Source organism: uncultured Ruegeria sp., assembly GCF_947500045.1.
GTDB lineage: Bacteria > Pseudomonadota > Alphaproteobacteria > Rhodobacterales > Rhodobacteraceae > Ruegeria.
Genome location: NZ_CANMQQ010000011.1, coordinates 1 through 16,756 on the forward strand (window position 1 = coordinate 1; position 16,756 = coordinate 16,756).

Sequence of the window (16,756 nt, forward strand, 5' to 3'; positions counted from 1 at the left end):
GCCATTCCAGAAAATACGCAACCGTAATCTCATCAAGCGCAGATGCCTGCGTCGCAGTCATCGCAGCAATCCCGGCAATACCCGACAATAGTGTTCTCTTGATCATTTCCATGTCTTCCCTGTTGATTTTATTTAGGCTGGTTTATCCCAACATTTGGCAATTGGAATCATAACTCCGATAGATTTCCACAGTAGATATATTTTTTCTTATTCGATAAAAGCGGATTTTAGTTCTACTAATTTCGGAAAATCGACAACCTTCTCTGGAAGTACAACATGCAGAAACCGTTGAGCTTGCGTTGGCTGGAAGTGTTCCAGCTTATCTCGAAATCGGGGTCCATACAAAAAGTTGCGCAGGAAACCGACCTTTCAATCAGCACGGTCTCAAACCATCTGCGCAGTCTTGAAAGCACCCTAGGCGTTGATCTGGTAAATCACAATCGGCGGCCAATGAACCTGACCCCGGCAGGTGTCGTCTTTGCCCGCTATGTGCATGATGGGCTGATAACCTTGAAACGTGGCGAAGCGGAAATTCGATCCGGAAGCTGGCAGCACGCGACCGATCTGAGAATGGCACTGCTGGATGATTTCGACAACGAGGTTGGCCCTGAACTGTTCCAGAGCCTGTCTTCGGCCCTTCCCCGCTGCAATTTCAGGCACTACACGCGCCCCAGCCATGAGATTGTAGAAAAACTGCAAGAGCAGAAACTGGATGCCGGTGTTGCCACCCGACCTCCCGGACTTTTGGCCGATCTGGTTGAGTACCCATTGATGCGCGACCCATTTGTTCTGGTGGTGCCTTCAGGCTATTCGCAAGGGTTACAGGACCTGATGACAGCAGATTCACCCCTGCCATTCCTGCGTTATTCACGGCATCACACCATCGGCAAGCAAATTGAAACACAGCTCATCAGGCTAAAGATTTTGCTGCCCAATCGGTACGAGCTGGAGTGTAATCAATCCATCATCGGGCTAGTCGCAGGAGGCAACGGTTGGACGATCACAACAGCCGCCAGCTATCATCGCGCTCAAAGATTTCACGACAAAGTTCAGGTGATCCGGTTTCCCGGCAAAAGTTTTGCCCGCATAGTTTCGCTGTTCACGACCCATGTCTATCCTGTTGAAACATCAAAACTTATTCTGGACGCCTTGCAGACCTCACTGCGCAGTTGCTTTACGGAACCAGTTGTTGCCCGGTTTCCGTGGCTTGCTGACGAGTTTCACATCATCGACACCGAGACGGCTTAAGATCAGCGAACAAAGCGCCATATGTCGAGGCCGCAGATTATCATCGGTTTTTCGGGAGCCAACTTACTGCAGTTGAACTTGGCTAGGTGCATGCACTTGCCAGTAAAAAAGTCTCTGACACCAATACACCGGAAACTCGAAACGGTTATTCGTGTTTTTCGAATTCAGTGAGGTGCCCCTTGACCGCAGGCAACGTCGGCGGTGTTTAAGGGCGAAGTTCAACGTGTTGCAGAAACAAGCTGAACCCGCAGCGCAGTTCGAGGTATTGGCCCTCATGCCTGCTTGAATTCGAATCTCTCGCCTGCTGGCGTGCCTTATGTAAGGACCAAACACCAAATGCATCTTTCCCGCTTCCCCCGGGTTCACCTTGCCCATCTGGCCACGCCGCTGGAACCCATGAAACGCTTGTCCAAAGAGCTGGGCGTCGATCTTTGGATCAAGCGTGATGATTGTACCGGTATGTCGACCGGCGGCAACAAAACCCGCAAGCTGGAATTCCTGATGGCTGAGGCCATGGAACAAGGCGCAGACATGGTCATGACGCAAGGGGCAACACAGACCAACCATGGGCGCCAAACGGCTGCCTTTGCCGCCAAGCTGGGCCTGAAGTGTCATATCCTGCTGGAAGATCGAACAGGCTATCAGGACGGCAACTACAACACAAATGGCAACGTCTTACTGGATCATCTACACGGGGCAACCACCGAGAAATTCCCAGGCGGTCATGACATGCCCGGCGAAATGGAACGCGCCGCCGAGAAAATGCGCGCCAAGGGGCACACGGTCTACGTCATTCCGGGTGGCGGATCGAACCCGACCGGCGCTTTGGGATATGTGAACTGCGCGTTTGAGCTGCTGGCTCAAACCAATGAAATGGGTCTGAAAATCGACCGACTTGTACATGCCACCGGTTCTTCGGGAACACAGGCCGGTCTAGTGACCGGTATGTGCGCAATGAATGCGCGGGTGCCCATTCTGGGGATCGGCACCCGTGCCCCCCAACCCAAGCAAGAGCAGATGGTCTATGACCTTGCCTGCAAGACCGCTGAAAAACTGGGCTGCCCGGGTGTCGTCAAACGTGAAGATGTGGCGGCCAACACCGACTATGTCGGCGAGGGTTATGGCCTGCCAACCGAAAGCGGGCTTGAAGCGATCCGCATGTTCGCCGAACTGGAAGGCATCCTGATGGACCCCTGCTATTCGGCCAAGGGTGCGGCTGGGTTGATTGATCTGGCCCGCAAGGGTGAGTTCAAAGACGAAAGGGTCGTGTTTCTGCACACTGGTGGTGCAGCAGCACTAGGCGGTTATAACTTCGCCTTCGATCACGCGAACCGCTGGGTGAATCTGTAATCATGCGGGATATCGCGGCGCGAAAATTTACCGGAGCGTTCACGCAACAGGCATCTTTGCCTGCCGAGATAATTCGTACCGCGATGCTTGTCCTGGAGACCCGGCGACCGCATCGTTACGACCTGCTGCCCAGTGAATTGGAAGAGGTCGCATCATGACGCGCCGGGTCGTGGGCGTGTTGGGCGGCATGGGTCCTGAAGCAACAATCCTGTTGCAACAGCGAGTGCTGCGCAAGATCAAAGCCCGTGATGATGCTGACCATTTACCGCTGCTGATTGACATGAATCCGCAGGTGCCCTCGCGCATCGCCCATCTGATTGAAGGGCGCGGTGAAAATCCGGGGCCCGTTCTGGCTACGATGGCGCGTAGATTGCAGACCGCCGGGGCCACTGCGCTGGCCATGCCCTGCAACACAGCTCATCATTATGCCCCATTCATAACCGGCGCGGCCTCAGTTCCATTTCTGGATATGGTGTCGCTATCGGTTGAAGCGGCGCGGGACTCTCTTCCGAAAAAGGCAAAAGTAGGCATTCTCGCCTCACCTGCCGTGATGCTGGCGGGCGTATTTGATGCCCCATTGCAGGGCGTTGGCCTATCAGCGCTTTGGCCAGAAGATTCCGGCCGTATGTTGACTGCGATCAAAATGGTCAAGGCCCAAGGCCCAACACCACAGGCCCTAATAATTCTTGCGGATGCCGCAGCCGAGCTAACTCGGAATGGCGCGGGCCTGCTGCTTGTCGCCTGTTCCGAGTTTTCACTGATGACACAAGACCTGACTATGGATGTACCGGTAATCGATACTGTCGATTTGCTAGCCGCCGCCATCCGGGACCACACCACAAACAAAATGAGCTGATCCGATGGCAATAACCTACCTGAAACAAGCAAAATCCCGGCCCACTGCGGAAAACAACGATATCCGCGACATCGTCTCGGTCATGCTGACAAGTATCGAGCGCGACGGGGAAGAGGCCGTCCGACGCTATGCGGAACAATTGGACGGCTGGACTGGCGACATTGCCCTATCCGATGAGGCCCGGCAAACCGCCTGCGCCCGGGTTCCAAAGGACCTCAAAGAGGACATTCAGTTCGCCCATAACAATATCCGCCGTTTTGCCGAGGCACAAATGGCGACCATGGGCGAATGCCAGATTGAGGTCATCCCCGGCCTAATCGCGGGACAGAAACAAATTCCTGTCTCCAGCGCGGGCTGCTATGTGCCTGGCGGGCGTTATAGCCATATCGCAAGCGCCTTGATGACGATCACCACAGCCAAGGTGGCGGGTGTTCAACACATCACAGCTGTGTCGCCGACTCGGCCAAACGTGGGTATCCCAGACGCGATCGTCTACGCGATGGACCTGTGTGGCGCTGATCTGATCCTCAACCTGGGTGGCGTACAGGCGATTGCCGCCATGGCGCAGGGTTTGTTCGGCGCGCAGCCGGCAGACATTCTGGTCGGTCCCGGAAACTCTTATGTGGCGGAAGCCAAGCGTATGCTGTTCGGTGCAGTCGGGATCGACATGTTCGCAGGGCCGACAGATTCTCTGGTTATTGCAGACCACACGGCAGATATCGAAACCGTAGCCTGGGATCTGGTCAGTCAGGCAGAACATGGCGCCGATAGCCCTGTTTGGCTGGTGACGACCAGCAAGGATCTGGCACAGGGCGTCATGTCCCGGGTGAAACCCCTGATCAGCCAGCTGCCCGAGCCCAACCAGTCCGCCGCAAGACAGGCCTGGTTTGAACGGGCGGACGTCATCTTGTGTGACAGCCGCGAAGAAGCAGCCCAAGTCAGTGACCGGTATGCGCCCGAGCATTTGCAAGTGCAGGCCGAAGATTTGGATTGGTGGCTTGACCGGCTGTCCGCCTATGGCTCACTATTTCTGGGCAAAGAGACCACAGTGTCCTTTGGTGACAAAACCTCGGGCCCGAACCACGTGCTGCCAACCAGTGGGGCAGCTCGGTATACCGGCGGCTTGTCAGTGCATAAGTTTACCAAAACCGTCACTTGGCAACGCTGCAATGCACAAGCCTCAAACGAGCTTGCGCACCGCACCGCCCGGATCAGCCGCATGGAGGGTATGGAAGGCCATGCCCGAGCCGCGGAACTGCGTTTGACCTAAAGCACCCGTGGCATCGGTGTTGATACACGGTTTGGACGCACCATCACTTCGCGCAGAGCGCATCTTATGTCGGGGATACACCTGATTGAGCCCCGCGCGATGCGGGATCGCCAATTGCGGCTCCAAATCCTTGAAGCGGATCACAGCGCCACCTACAGGGGACAGCGCAGTTTTCACGCGATTGCAATCAACCCGAGCGCAGCCCAAGTTTGGACAATAGTCGATCACGTTTCATCAGCCACCAGCCCGCCTCTATCGGCCAGCGGGCGTGATCGGCATCCCCCTCAAGCTGTGTAGCACAGTGCAACGGCCAATTGGGATCGTCCAGCAGTTCGCGCCCAAGGGCGATCATGTCGGCGTCACCTCGTTCAATCACCGCGTCGCAAATCTTTGAGTCCCACAGAAAACCAACGGCCATGGTAGGGATATCTGCCCTTGCGCGGATCTGAGCGGCGAAAGGAACCTGAAATCCTTGCGCAATGCTCATCCGCTGCGGCCTTTCCTTGCCTCCGATTCCACCCGAACTGCAATCGATCAGGTCAACACCCGCGGATCTGAGCGCCTTTGCGATCTCGACCGTGTCTACGACAGTAAGACCGGATTCGAGCCAATCTGTTGCCGACAGCCGAAACGCCAACGGCAAGTCCTCTGGCCAATTCCTGCGAATTTCACGCGCAACTTCGACGGCAAACCGCATTCTGTTTTCGGCGCTGCCGCCCCATTCATCACACCTTTGGTTGGTGATGGGCGACAGAAATTGATGCACCAGAAAGCCATGGGCAGCGTAGACCTCAATCATCTTGAACCCGGCCAACTTGGCGCGCCCTGCAGCGGCCCCAAATGCCGTGATGACAGCTTTGATGTCGTTTTCGGTCATTTCGCGCGGTATCGGCCAACCATTGGCATAAGGCAAGCGGACGGGGCGATAGCTGGCCACGCGTCTTCCTTGCGCTTATGCGCGTCCTCCTCGTCCAATGGCGTTTCGCCGTGCCATGGCCGCCGCTCGGATGCCTTGCGTCCCGCGTGGCTCAGTTGAATACCCGGCACCGCCCCTTCCCGTGTGATAAAATCGCTAATACGCCGGAGCGGTTCGATCTGGCTGTCGTCCCACAGGCCCAGATCCCCGGGCGTACGGCGTCCGTCCCGGGTGACCGCCGTGGCTTCAGCATAGACTAAGGCTGCACCGCCCATGACAAACCGCCCCAAATGCACAAGATGCCAATCATTGGCACACCCATCCCGGGCGCGATACTGGCTCATCGGTGAGATGGCGATGCGATTTTTGAACGTCACATTCCGAAGGCGGAAGCTGCTGAAAAGTGTGGGCATCTTTGACTCTCAAACACACAGGCGGCGGGGTTTGTGCAAACTCGACAGGCCGTCTAACCCTCGGCCAGATCGGTCAGGTTAGGGGATTGCCCGTACGTCCTGTCGCGCAGCATCGCATTGGACACCGAAAGAAGGTGCGACTGCATTACTTCGGCGGCGGCCTGGCTGTCGCGCGATGCGATACTGCTGAACAACTGCTCATGCTGCTCGCTTAGCCGCACCAGAATCGAGGACGAATAGAGCGTTTCGCGCTGACGGGTCCATACCGATTGCTTGCGCACCGCACGGATCGAATCGTACACCGTCAGGAACAGAGGGTTATGGGCCAGCTCGGCAATCTTGTAGTGGAAAACATCATCCGCGACCCCGTAGGCCTGCGTATCGGCGGCGTCCAGCGTGGCCTGCATAAGCTGTTCAAGCGTTCGCAGCTCTTTGGTTGTGGCGCGTTGCGCCGCCAAGGCTGCCAATGCAGGTTCGATTTCCAGCCGCACTTCCATAACATCGCGGGGCATCACCTTGGCCGCTACGGCGCGAAATGGGCTTGCCCCAACAGCGGGCGGAGGCGATACGAATGTCCCCTGCCCGTGCCTGCGAAATACGGTGCCGTCTTCCTCTAACCGATCCAGAATGCGGCGCATCCGGGCGCGGGTCACGGCCAGCGCCTCTGCCAGTGCGCGTTCTGGCAGCAACTTGCCGTTCCTCAGAAAATCGCCGGTCTCAATACCTGCGCGCAGGGCGACAGTCAGTTCAGCATCAGTTGGACAATTTCCCAAGGTCAGAACGCTCCGATCAGGTCGTAAAACATGCGCAAGGACGTAAGCATCAGGAACGCACCAAAAGCAAGCCGTAAGGTACGTTGCGAAATCGTGTGCGCAATGCGGACGCCCACATGGGCAAAGCTGGTCGTTAGCGGAATGATCAGCGCTGCCGCTATCAGATTGACGTAGCCGATGGAAAAGGGCGGCAAGCCGGGTCGCCCCAGCCCAGTCCCTGCATAGATCAGCGCCCCTGGCAGACCAATGACAAAACCGATTGCCGCCGACGTTCCGACAGCACGGCGAATATCATAGCCCAGAAAATTCAGAACGGGCACGCAGACCGTGCCGCCTCCAATGCCCATCATCGCGGAAATCGCGCCTGCAAAAACGCCGGTAGCAGCCCAGACACGGGGTGAAAAACTGCGTGTTAGTCCGTCATTGCTGGGTTTACGAAAAATCATATCCAATGACACCAACGCCGCAACGGTCGCAAACACAGCGACCAGTATATAACCGCTGACCACACCACCCAGCAGCCCTCCGATGATTACACCGATCAGGATGGCCGGTGCCCAACGTTTCAGCAGCGCCATATCCAACGCGCCACGTTTGTAATGCCCCCAGCTTGAGGACAGCGCGGTGAACACGATGGTCGCCAGAGACGTTCCTACTGCGACCTGCATTGTCAGCGCCGGATCACTGCCTGTCAGCGACAGAGCGAAGTACAGCGCCGGGACTATGACAATTCCTCCGCCTACCCCCAACAGACCGGCCAGAATGCCGCCGAACACTCCGGCAGCTCCGGCGATAGCGATCAGCGTCGCAAGGGTCGAGAAATCAATCCCGCCCATACATCACGCGGGGTCGCTAGCCAACGAGCGGCTCACCCGACCCTCGGCCTGACGTTTGGCATCCGCACGCGCGATCGCGTCCTCAAGCGCGCCCCGGTCAGGATTACCCGAGAAGTTCTGCTCGCTGGGCATGGCTTCGGCAAAATGCAGGTATCGTTCACTGGCCACATCATAGAGCCGCCGCAGCTCGGCCAGCGGATCGGCATGGTCGTCGCTGCGCATGTCCAGCCAGGCGTGGGACTGACCGCGGTGAATGACCAGACCAGCGGCCTGTTTGCCCCGCTTGTCGCCGCCTGCGCGCTCTCCGGCCTCCATTGCGGCCATCAGGCGTTCGGGAAATGGCAGCGCGGCTTCCAGCGCATAAGTTTCAAAGGTCGAGTCCACCACATCCGGACTGGCTAGCATGTTTCCCGCAACCGAATGCGTGACCCCGATCCGGTGCCCAGCCCAGTCGACACAGTCGGCCCCGGTGTAGGCCGCGAAGTTGCCCTTGGCGTCCATCAGGTGCGCCTGCCTTGAGGCCCGACCAACATCCCGTGCGACGAGATCGTCTAGCACGGCCTGCGCGGCTTCGCCCGCCTCCAGCCGCCTGAGCCCTTCGGTCCCCCAGACCGGGTTCGAAAACGCCTGCGAGGCAATCGCGCTGTGCGCGCCGACGCAAGGAACCCGTGCACCACAAGCGAAGAACCGGCTTGCCACGATCAGACCAATAGCTCCGGTCTCAGTGTCTTTTGCGATCAGAGAATATGTCATATCAACGTCCTACTGCATAAGCCTGCATCAACCGCGGCGTCGCCGCCGCGCGCAGGGAACCGTCTGGTTCCCGCAGGGCAGCCGTGAGGCGGCCAACCGTCCATGGCTCCGCCACCGTGACCTTGTGACCACGTGCACGCAGGTCTTCGACCACCGGCGCGCCAAAGGTTTCTTCGATCATCATTTCACCTGGTTGCGCTGCGCGGGGATAGAACGAGCTTTGGAAATGCATCGAATGAAACAACGGCGCGTCCATACATTCCTGCAGCCCCAGCCCGAAATGCACAAAGCGCAGGAACCAGATCAGTTGCCATTGGTCCTGCTGATCCCCTCCGGGCGTACCGAAGACCAGTTGAACGCCTTCCTTCTCGGCCAGGCTGGGTGTCAGCGTGGTCCGCGGTCTGTGCCCCGGTGCCAGCGAGGTCGGCAGGTCTGGTTCCAGCCAGAACATCTGCGCCCGACTGTTGAGTGGGAACCCCAGCCCCGGAATAACCGGCGAGCTTTGCAACCAACCCCCAGACGGCGTCGCCGCCACCATGTTTCCCCAGCGGTCGATCACGTCCAGATGCACCGTGTCGCCGCGTTTCTCGGTCAAGTGAGACATTGTAGGCTCACCCGCGCTGGCCCCGGTTCTAGCCGAGAAATCGCGGGCGGCGCGGACAATATATGCATCAGCCAGATGCTCATACCCCGGCACACGTCCTGGGCGTTGATCTTGCGAAGCATCTGGGCCGATCAGCGCTCGGCGCTCGGCGGCGTAGGCATCGCTCAACAAGTAGTCCATCGGGATATCACTATGCGCCGGGTCGCCGTAATAGGCTTCGCGGTCGGCATAGGCGAGCTTCATGGCCTCAACAACCGTATGCACAAATTCGGGGCCATTCGGGTCCATCGAACCTAGATCGATCCCTTTCAATATGGCCAACGCCTGCAACAGTACCGGGCCTTGGCTCCAGGCATGGGTCTTATGGACAGTCCAGCCATGGTAGCCATAAGTCAGCGTGTCCTCATAGGTGGCCTGCCAATTTGCCATATCTTCGCGCGCCAGAACCCCGCCGTTGCGCTGGCCCGAGACATCCATGACCTTGGTATCGGCCAGATAGTCAAAGATCCGATCCGCCACGAAGCCCTCTCGCCATGCCCGCCGCGCGGCGTCAATCTGTTCCACACGATCGTCATATGCAGCCTCGGCATCCGATACGAGACGCTCATAGGTGGCCGCCAGAGCCGGGTTGGCAAAGTTGCTGTGTGGTTCGGGCGGTTTGCCATCCGGCATCCATGTCTGCGCAGAACTGGGCCACTCATCTTCAAAGAAATCCGATAGGCCGTCGATTGTATGCGCGACCCGCGGCAGGATGGGATGGCCGTCTCGGGCATAGGTGATGGCAGGCTGCATTACATCGCGTAGCGGCAGCGATCCATGATCCTGCAGCATCAGCATCCAGCCATCAAAGGCTCCGGGGATCACAGTGGCCAGCAGGCCCGAGCCGGGGATTAGGTTCAGACCCAAACCGGTGAAATGCTCGATCGTCGCAGCAGCGGGGGCTGGGCCTTGCGCGCACAGAACCTCGGTTTTGCCGGTTTTGGCCGAGTGGAAGATGGCGGGCATGTCTCCTGCGGGGCCATTCAGATGCGGCTCGACCACTTGCAGGGTCATGGCTGTGGCAACGGCGGCGTCAAAAGCGTTGCCGCCCTTTTCCAATATGCCAAACCCCACTGCCGAAGCGATCCAGTGGGTCGAGGTGACGACACCGAAGGTACCTCGGATCTCAGGGCGAGTGGTGAAATCTGACATGTCTTACGTCTCCGAAGCTCAGTGTTCGCGCGGGTCAAGCGCATCGCGCAGCCCGTCGCCCAGAAGGTTGAACCCCAGCACCACGAGAAAGATCGCGATGCCCGGCCACATGGCCATCCAAGGGGCTTGGTTGAGAAAGTTCTTGGCAGTATTCAACATCGACCCCCAGCTTGGCGCAGGGGGTTGCTGGCCAAGACCGAGGAAGGACAGGGACGCCTCGGCGATGATAGCGGTGGCGATGGTTAGTGTGGCCTGTACCAGCACCGGTGGTAGCACGTTGGGAAAGATATATCGGCTAAGGATTTTCGATGTGGGCAAGCCGATAGCGCGGGCCGAAGTCACGTAGTCTTCGGCCCGAACCGACAGCACCTGCCCGCGGGTCAAACGGATGAAAACCGGGGTCGCAGACAAGCCGATGGCAATCATTGCATTGGTCAGCGATGGCCCCAAAAAAGCCGCCAGCGCAATCGCAAGGATCAGGAACGGCGCTGCCAAAAGTGCTTCGGTGCAGCGCGAAATGATAGCGTCAATCCAACCCCCGAAATAGCCTGCCACAATGCCCAAAGGGACGCCAAGCAGCACTGCAATCCCAACCGAGACCACTCCGGCCAGCAAGGATGCTTGTGCGCCCCAGATCATCCGCGCCAGCACGTCACGTCCGATTTCGTCAGTGCCAAACGGGTGTGCAGCTGTGGGCGGTTTGCGCACCGCGCCCCAATCGGTGGCTGCCGGATCGGGAATGGGCAGGATCGGTGCCAGCAGCGCAATCAGTACAAAGAACGTCACAAGCACGCCGCCAAGCATGGCGCTTTTGTGCGTGCGGAATTTCTTCCAGACCCGGCCTTCAGGGCGACGCGACAGGATGGGATCGGCGATGGCCATGTCACGCAGTCCTCAGGCGGGGATTCAGCAGCACATAGGCCACATCGGCCAACAGGTTCATCACGATGAAACCCACGGCGGTGACCAGCACAATGCCCTGAACCACGGCATAGTCTCGGTTGAATACCGCGTCGACGACCATCTTACCGAAACCAGGGATGGTAAAGATTTGTTCTGTTAGAACAGCGCCCGCGATCAACTCACCAAACAGCAACGCCGTGAGCGTTACAATCGGTGTCAGCGCGTTGCGGAAGGCGTGTTTCAAGACGACCCGACGCTCGTTCAAACCCTTCGCGCGGGCCGTGCGGACATAGTCGGATTTCAAAACACCCAGCATGGCGGATCGCGTGTGTCGCATTAGCGTCGCGGCCAGCGCAGTGCCTAGCACAAATGCAGGCATCAACATGGTGGTAATGGATTTCAGCGGGTCCTCGGACAGAGGTACATAACCCGAGGCAGGCAGCAGGTCGAGCTTTACTGAAACCAGCAAGATCAGCATGATCCCCAACCAGAAATTTGGGATCGACAGCCCGGACAGCGCCACGATATTGGCCACATAGTCCGTGATCGTTCCTTTTTTCACCGCAGACAGGATGCCAGCTGGTATCCCGATCACCAATGCGAACACGATCGCCATGACGGCCAGCTGAATCGTCACCGGCAGCTTCTCGGCGATCAATTCGGTTACTGGCTGATTGGTGCGCAACGAGATACCCAGATCGCCTTGCAACGCATTGCCAACCCAGGTCAGGTATTGCACCGGGATGGGGTCGTTCAGGCGGTATTTCTCACGCAGAAATTCCAACACCTCTGGATCGCGCTCCTCACCCGCCATGGCAAGAACCGGGTCGCCCGGCAGCAGTTTCTGCAGGCTGAATACGAAGATCGAGATCAGCAGGATCGTTGGGATCGCGATCAGAATGCGGCGCAGGATGAAAGACAACATGGTTCAGGCTTTCAATCAGGTGGCCTGCCCGACTGGAGGTTCGAGCAGGCCGTGAGTGGCTTACTTCTCCAGCGTTACACCTTCCAGGCGGATCATCCCGTCCGGGTAAGGGGTGAAACCGTTCAGCCCGGAATCAAGCGCCCAAATCCACGTCTGGTGATACAGATACACGATTGGCATATCTTCCGCGAGAATATCGCGGGCGCTATCATATTCAGTCTTGCGCGCATCGAAATTGGTCGAGGCACGCGCGTTATTCAGCATCTCGTCCACTTTCGGATCAGAATAGTGGCTATCGTTGATGCCACCACCTGTGGTCATGAACTGGTGGATATTGCCATCCGGGTCTACGCGACCAGACCATCCGATTTGGCTGGCCTGATAGTCACCAGCGCTTTGATCTGCCAGCAGGGTGGCGAACTCTTTGGACGTGATCTCGATATTGATCCCGGCCTCGGCCGCCATGGCCTGCACAACCTGCATCAGTTGCAGCGGTACAGTGGTGTTGGGCACCTGCACCTCAAGGTCGATTCCATCTGGGAAACCAGCCTCGGCCAGCAATGCCTTCGCCTTGTCCACGTCTCGGGCAGGAACCGGATGATCGGCATCATACCATGGCGAGGTCGGCGGGAACGGCTGGTTGCCTGGCGCGAACGCGCCTTCAAAGACGACCTGATTGATCGCATCCCGATCCAGCGCATAGCTCAACGCCTGCCTCAGGCGTTTGTCATTGCCCCAGGGGTTGTCACCCTTATCGCCGTTATTCACATTGATGGTGATGCCCTGATAGCCCAGCGAAACGGCGCTTTCGACATTGATGCCGCTGTCGTCGTTGGCTTGACCCAGATCGGTTGCAGCCAGACGCTCTAGCATATCGATGTCGCCCGATTGCAGGTTCGCAAGTCGAACCGTCGTGTCAGGTATCGGCAGGAAAGTGACGCTGTCAAAGTGGATTTCGCTCGCATTCCAATAGTCCGGGAACCGTTCCAACGCGATCCGGTCCTGCGCGACGCGTTCCTTGAAGCTGAACGGGCCCGAGCAAACCGGGTTCAGACCAAAATCCGCGCCCGCCGCCTTGGCTGCGGTCGGAGACACCATCATGCCGGATCGGTCGGCGAATTGCGCCAGAAGGGTCGCATCGGGGGCCGCCATGTTGAAGCGGACGGTATAGTCGTCAACAACATCGACGCCGGTCACCGATTTCAGCTCGGACTTGCGGCGCGATTCCTCAAGGTTTTGCGAGCGATCAATATTGTCGGCCACGGCCTGTGCGTTGAACGGAGTGCCGTCGTGAAACACAACACCTTCGCGCAGGGACATGGTGAGAGACTTGCCGTCTTCGCTCCACTCCCAGCCGGTTGCCAGTTGGGGGATCAACTCAAGCTCGGGGGTGATATCGACCAACTTGTCGCAAAGCGAGGCGTAGACGATACGCCCTACGAAGGTCCGCGACTGATCGGGGTCCAACACATCGGCATCCGATTGCAGGGCGATACGCAGGTCCGCGGCGTGGGCGGACAGGGCGGTGGCAGTCAGAAGGCCGGCAAGAAGGCCGGTTTTGTAGGCGTTCATGGTGTTTCCTCTCTGTTGGTGGCAGAAGCTTGGGGTGCTTGCAAAGCCGCGCGATACAGCGCGAACCGCTCTTCTGCTCCGGCGCTGCGGCGTCGGGGCGGGGCCGGTTTTCCGGCCTCTGGTATTGTTTTCCAGTGATGGCAGGCGACGCTGTGGTCGACATCCGCCGTATCCAGGATCGGTGCAACGCTCCGGCAATTGTCCTGTGCAAATGGGCAGCGTGTATGAAACCGGCATCCCGCAGGCGGAGAAGACGGGCTGGGCATTTCCCCCTTCAGCGCGATGTGATCCCTTTCTCTGCCCGGTTCGGGCTCGGGGATCGCCGACAGCAAAGCGTGCGTATACGGATGACGTGGTTGTTCAAAGACCCGATCAGCCGGGCCGATTTCGACCACCTGACCCAGATACATAACGGCAATCCGGTCACTCATATGCCGGATGACGGCCAGATCATGGGCAATAATCACCAGCGTCAGGTCCAAGTCCTGTTTCAGATCGTTCAGCAGATTGACCACCTGCGCCTGCACGGAAACATCCAGCGCAGAAACCGGTTCATCCCCGATAAGAAGTCGTGGGCCCGAGGCCAGCGCGCGGGCAATCCCGATCCGCTGGCGCTGGCCACCTGAAAACTCGTGCGGATAGCGATTGGCGTGATCCGGCAGCAACCCAACCTGCGCCAACAGCGCCGTGACCTTCTTACGGCGCTCAGTTTCATCCATTTCGGGCGCGTGCACCTCCAACGGTTCACCGACCAGCTTGCCCACCGTCATGCGCGGGTTCAGCGAAGAGAACGGGTCTTGGAATACAAACTGCATCTGCTGGCGCAGCGGGGCCATATCACGGCGGGCAAGGTCCTGAACCTCTTGCCCATCAAACAAAACCTGGCCCGAGGTCGGACGATCCAGCCGCATCAGCAGCCGTGCAAGTGTTGACTTTCCGCAGCCGGATTCTCCAACAATCGCAAAAGTTTCGCCTGTGCGAACTGACATCGAAACACCGTCCACCGCGCGCACTTTCGTTTTGCGTTCGAACAACCCAGCGCCCAGCGTGAAATGGCGTGTAAGATTGCGTGCCTCAAGGATTACATCGTGCATCGGACCTCCTTGAGTTGTTCCAGTGGGGCATAGTGGCAAGCGACTGCATGGCCCTGCCCCATCTCTGACAAGACAGGGCGTTCGGCGCAGTCGGGGGTGGCAAAAGGGCAGCGCGTGCGAAACCGGCAGCCTTTCGGCATATCGACCAGCGATGGCACGGTTCCGGGCACGGTGATCAACCGGTCCCGCGATCCGGTCATCCGCGGGACCGAACTCATGAGGCCAATGGTATAGGGATGCTGCGGATCGTCAAAAACCGCATCTACAGGGCCGCCTTCAACGATCTGACCTCCGTACATAACCGCCACATTCGTCGCGATTTCCGCCACAACACCCAGATCATGCGTAATGAACAGGGCGCCCATCCCGGTCTCAGCCTGAAGCGCTCGGATCAGATCGAGAATTTGCGCCTGAATGGTCACATCCAGTGCCGTTGTCGGCTCATCCGCAATCAGCAATGATGGGTTGTTAATCAGCGCCATCGCAATCATCACGCGCTGTCGCATGCCGCCGGACAATTGATGCGGGTATTCGTTCAGACGCTGCTCTGGCGCTGGAATTCCGACACGCCGCAGCATGGCCAGAGCGCTTTCTGCGGCCTCGGACCGGCTGCAATTGCGGTGATGCAGAACAGCCTCGGTGATCTGGTCTCCGATCTTAAAAGCCGGGTTGAGCGAGGTCATCGGCTCTTGAAAGATCATCGCCATCCGGTCGCCCCGCGTTGCCGCGTCAAGCTGTTCTGAGCGCAGATCGAACGCCCTTCCTTCGAACTCCAACCGGCCCGACGGGATATCGATGATGTCGCGCGGCAGTAGCCCCATCAGCGCCATAGCTGTCACCGATTTTCCGCACCCGGATTCGCCCACAATGCATAAGGTCTCGCCCGCAGACACCGAAAGGTCCAACCCATCCACTGCGGGCGCGGGCTGACCGCGAAACGACAGGCTGAAGGCCGATAACTTCAGGATCGCGGCTTGCAAGCCGACTTCGTTACTGGAGCTTTGATTAGACATAGATCGCAACCTTTAAATGCAACCAATACGCAATTGGTTGCATTTTTGAGAATTGCTTGTCAACGGATTACTGCTATTTTTCGATATCTCGATCGTGTCTTGCCGCCCTGCGCTTGGCATATACAATGCGGATCCGTTGCCCGCGATGTGAAGCGGCGAGCACTTCCAAAATTTGATCTGGCCGCTGGTTCAGGTAGTGTTTTCGAGTGAATACAATGGCTTCAATGCCGCGCCTCAAGGTCTGCCTAGTTCCACGCGATGTCATCGCCTATGCCATCTGGATCTATGCCGTTTCGCTTTGAGCGATGCACGGATCGTGGATGTGTTGGCCAAACGCGGCGCTATTGTCAGTTATGAGGCGCGCCGGTTGGACATCAATTGGTTAGGATCATACTTCGCCAATGGCATTTCCCGCGACCGACCAGGCGTAGCGGATAAATGGTATTTCGCTGCGATCGATGATTTTATGCGCCCGGACCGTGTCGTCGTTGGCCTTGAAAACAAGCGTGCGACGGAAGTTATGGCGGAAATCTACCGCCCTTTATATCTGAGAGACTTCCCGATCCTGACCCCCGGACACACAAGGGACTGAACAATCGCATGGAGGGATTGCATTGTTCCCCCCGAAAGCGAGAGAAGATGGTGGGCAGATTCAAATCCCAAAGGCTAGCGCAAAGGCCTCAATCTTCTAACGATCAGGTCTAAACCGTCATTCGTCACCGCCGCTACCAATTGTCTCCCACCTCTTGCCGCCACACCCGCTCAGATGCCTTCGAAACCGTTCCATAAACGCCTCCAAATCGGATTGTTTGCAAACCCACAATGACACTTCAAGACCATAAGAGATGTCTACGCCTTCAGAGCCAGCAGCCGCTTCAAGTCACACATTCGCGCGAATTCCGATAAAAACTCGCTCACGCAGCGGAACATCCGCAGCAAGCCGAGCCCCTCGCGCACCATGACAGAATGGCCCAGACGAACACCTTTGGTCATCTGTCATCTCTGCGCGTCGTCGGCCCCCGCCTTCAACTATGCCTAT

At 58.0% G+C, this 16,756-nt stretch carries 16 protein-coding genes and 1 pseudogene; 5 read left to right on the forward strand and 12 right to left on the reverse strand.

What is annotated here, in order from left to right:
* Positions 1-276 precede the first annotated feature (276 nt).
* The 4 genes from Q1B46_RS16680 to hisD all read left to right on the forward strand — a co-directional run bounded on the left by Q1B46_RS16680 (position 277) and on the right by hisD (position 4,724).
* Positions 277-1,248 carry a LysR family transcriptional regulator gene (locus Q1B46_RS16680; RefSeq protein WP_299666380.1) on the forward strand — a complete coding sequence of 324 codons (972 nt, stop codon included), beginning with the start codon at positions 277-279 and terminating at the stop codon, positions 1,246-1,248.
* A gap of 336 nt (positions 1,249-1,584) precedes the next feature.
* Positions 1,585-2,598 carry a D-cysteine desulfhydrase gene (locus Q1B46_RS16685; protein WP_299949706.1) on the forward strand — a complete coding sequence of 338 codons (1,014 nt, stop codon included), beginning with the start codon at positions 1,585-1,587 and terminating at the stop codon, positions 2,596-2,598.
* A 154-nt stretch (positions 2,599-2,752) separates the two neighbouring features.
* Complete coding sequence (locus Q1B46_RS16690) at positions 2,753-3,454, forward strand: amino acid racemase (RefSeq protein ID WP_299949708.1); 702 nt, start codon at positions 2,753-2,755, stop codon at positions 3,452-3,454.
* Positions 3,455-3,458: 4 nt separating this feature from the next.
* Positions 3,459-4,724: a histidinol dehydrogenase gene (gene hisD / locus Q1B46_RS16695; RefSeq protein ID WP_299949710.1), complete on the forward strand. Its 1,266-nt coding sequence runs from the start codon at positions 3,459-3,461 to the stop codon at positions 4,722-4,724.
* Between the two features lie 187 nt (positions 4,725-4,911).
* Here the strand turns inward: hisD and Q1B46_RS16700 are convergent, their stop codons facing one another.
* From Q1B46_RS16700 to Q1B46_RS16750, 11 genes are read right to left on the reverse strand one after another with little or no spacing between them, the layout of a single operon-like run.
* A complete protein-coding gene (locus Q1B46_RS16700; protein ID WP_299949712.1) occupies positions 4,912-5,661 on the reverse strand; it encodes a hypothetical protein in 750 nt (249 codons plus the stop codon).
* On the reverse strand, positions 5,598-6,053 hold the full coding sequence (locus Q1B46_RS16705; RefSeq protein WP_299949714.1) for a hypothetical protein: 456 nt from the start codon (positions 6,051-6,053) through the stop codon (positions 5,598-5,600). Before Q1B46_RS16705 ends, Q1B46_RS16700 begins: the two co-directional genes overlap by 64 nt.
* 53 nt (positions 6,054-6,106) lie before the next feature.
* Positions 6,107-6,826, reverse strand: a complete 720-nt coding sequence (locus tag Q1B46_RS16710) for an FCD domain-containing protein (protein ID WP_299949716.1) — start codon at positions 6,824-6,826, stop codon at positions 6,107-6,109.
* 2 nt (positions 6,827-6,828) lie between these two features.
* Complete coding sequence (locus Q1B46_RS16715; RefSeq protein WP_299949718.1) at positions 6,829-7,662, reverse strand: sulfite exporter TauE/SafE family protein; 834 nt, start codon at positions 7,660-7,662, stop codon at positions 6,829-6,831.
* A 3-nt stretch (positions 7,663-7,665) separates the two neighbouring features.
* Positions 7,666-8,415, reverse strand: coding sequence for a DUF1028 domain-containing protein (locus tag Q1B46_RS16720; RefSeq protein WP_299949719.1), 750 nt, complete (start codon positions 8,413-8,415; stop codon positions 7,666-7,668).
* A 1-nt stretch (position 8,416) separates the two neighbouring features.
* Positions 8,417-10,210 carry a gamma-glutamyltransferase family protein gene (locus Q1B46_RS16725; RefSeq protein ID WP_299949721.1) on the reverse strand — a complete coding sequence of 598 codons (1,794 nt, stop codon included), beginning with the start codon at positions 10,208-10,210 and terminating at the stop codon, positions 8,417-8,419.
* A gap of 18 nt (positions 10,211-10,228) precedes the next feature.
* Positions 10,229-11,092, reverse strand: a complete 864-nt coding sequence (locus Q1B46_RS16730) for an ABC transporter permease (RefSeq protein ID WP_299949723.1) — start codon at positions 11,090-11,092, stop codon at positions 10,229-10,231.
* Position 11,093: 1 nt separating this feature from the next.
* Entirely contained in the window at positions 11,094-12,038 is a 945-nt protein-coding gene (locus Q1B46_RS16735; RefSeq protein ID WP_299666405.1) for an ABC transporter permease, read from the reverse strand.
* Positions 12,039-12,098: 60 nt separating this feature from the next.
* On the reverse strand, positions 12,099-13,610 hold the full coding sequence (locus Q1B46_RS16740; RefSeq protein WP_299949725.1) for an ABC transporter substrate-binding protein: 1,512 nt from the start codon (positions 13,608-13,610) through the stop codon (positions 12,099-12,101).
* Complete coding sequence (locus Q1B46_RS16745) at positions 13,607-14,704, reverse strand: dipeptide ABC transporter ATP-binding protein (protein ID WP_299949727.1); 1,098 nt, start codon at positions 14,702-14,704, stop codon at positions 13,607-13,609. The genes Q1B46_RS16740 and Q1B46_RS16745 overlap by 4 nt, the downstream gene beginning before the upstream one ends.
* A complete protein-coding gene (locus Q1B46_RS16750) occupies positions 14,692-15,717 on the reverse strand; it encodes an ABC transporter ATP-binding protein (protein WP_299949729.1) in 1,026 nt (341 codons plus the stop codon). Before Q1B46_RS16750 ends, Q1B46_RS16745 begins: the two co-directional genes overlap by 13 nt.
* A 206-nt stretch (positions 15,718-15,923) precedes the next feature.
* Between Q1B46_RS16750 and Q1B46_RS16755 the strand changes: the two are divergent.
* A pseudogene (locus Q1B46_RS16755) lies at positions 15,924-16,506 on the forward strand (IS6 family transposase).
* A gap of 60 nt (positions 16,507-16,566) precedes the next feature.
* On the opposite strand, the gene Q1B46_RS16760 reads toward Q1B46_RS16755, so the two are convergent.
* On the reverse strand, positions 16,567-16,710 hold the full coding sequence (locus tag Q1B46_RS16760) for a hypothetical protein (protein ID WP_299949731.1): 144 nt from the start codon (positions 16,708-16,710) through the stop codon (positions 16,567-16,569).
* Positions 16,711-16,756: the final 46 nt, after the last annotated feature.

What these genes read in the sequence shown, in the direction of transcription:
- Q1B46_RS16685 (WP_299949706.1), top strand. Translation starts at nt 1,585, where the DNA reads ATGCATCTTTCCCGCTTCCCCCGGGTTCACCTTGCCCATCTGGCCACG.
- Q1B46_RS16690 (WP_299949708.1), top strand. Translation starts at nt 2,753, where the DNA reads ATGACGCGCCGGGTCGTGGGCGTGTTGGGCGGCATGGGTCCTGAAGCA.
- Q1B46_RS16725 (WP_299949721.1), bottom strand. Translation starts at nt 10,210, where the DNA reads ATGTCAGATTTCACCACTCGCCCTGAGATCCGAGGTACCTTCGGTGTC.
- Q1B46_RS16745 (WP_299949727.1), bottom strand. Translation starts at nt 14,704, where the DNA reads ATGCACGATGTAATCCTTGAGGCACGCAATCTTACACGCCATTTCACG.
- Q1B46_RS16760 (WP_299949731.1), bottom strand. Translation starts at nt 16,710, where the DNA reads ATGACCAAAGGTGTTCGTCTGGGCCATTCTGTCATGGTGCGCGAGGGG.
- Q1B46_RS16735 (WP_299666405.1), bottom strand. Translation starts at nt 12,038, where the DNA reads ATGTTGTCTTTCATCCTGCGCCGCATTCTGATCGCGATCCCAACGATC.
- hisD (WP_299949710.1), top strand. Translation starts at nt 3,459, where the DNA reads ATGGCAATAACCTACCTGAAACAAGCAAAATCCCGGCCCACTGCGGAA.
- Q1B46_RS16740 (WP_299949725.1), bottom strand. Translation starts at nt 13,610, where the DNA reads ATGAACGCCTACAAAACCGGCCTTCTTGCCGGCCTTCTGACTGCCACC.
- Q1B46_RS16715 (WP_299949718.1), bottom strand. Translation starts at nt 7,662, where the DNA reads ATGGGCGGGATTGATTTCTCGACCCTTGCGACGCTGATCGCTATCGCC.
- Q1B46_RS16750 (WP_299949729.1), bottom strand. Translation starts at nt 15,717, where the DNA reads ATGTCTAATCAAAGCTCCAGTAACGAAGTCGGCTTGCAAGCCGCGATC.
- Q1B46_RS16705 (WP_299949714.1), bottom strand. Translation starts at nt 6,053, where the DNA reads ATGCCCACACTTTTCAGCAGCTTCCGCCTTCGGAATGTGACGTTCAAA.
- Q1B46_RS16720 (WP_299949719.1), bottom strand. Translation starts at nt 8,415, where the DNA reads ATGACATATTCTCTGATCGCAAAAGACACTGAGACCGGAGCTATTGGT.
- Q1B46_RS16730 (WP_299949723.1), bottom strand. Translation starts at nt 11,092, where the DNA reads ATGGCCATCGCCGATCCCATCCTGTCGCGTCGCCCTGAAGGCCGGGTC.
- Q1B46_RS16680 (WP_299666380.1), top strand. Translation starts at nt 277, where the DNA reads ATGCAGAAACCGTTGAGCTTGCGTTGGCTGGAAGTGTTCCAGCTTATC.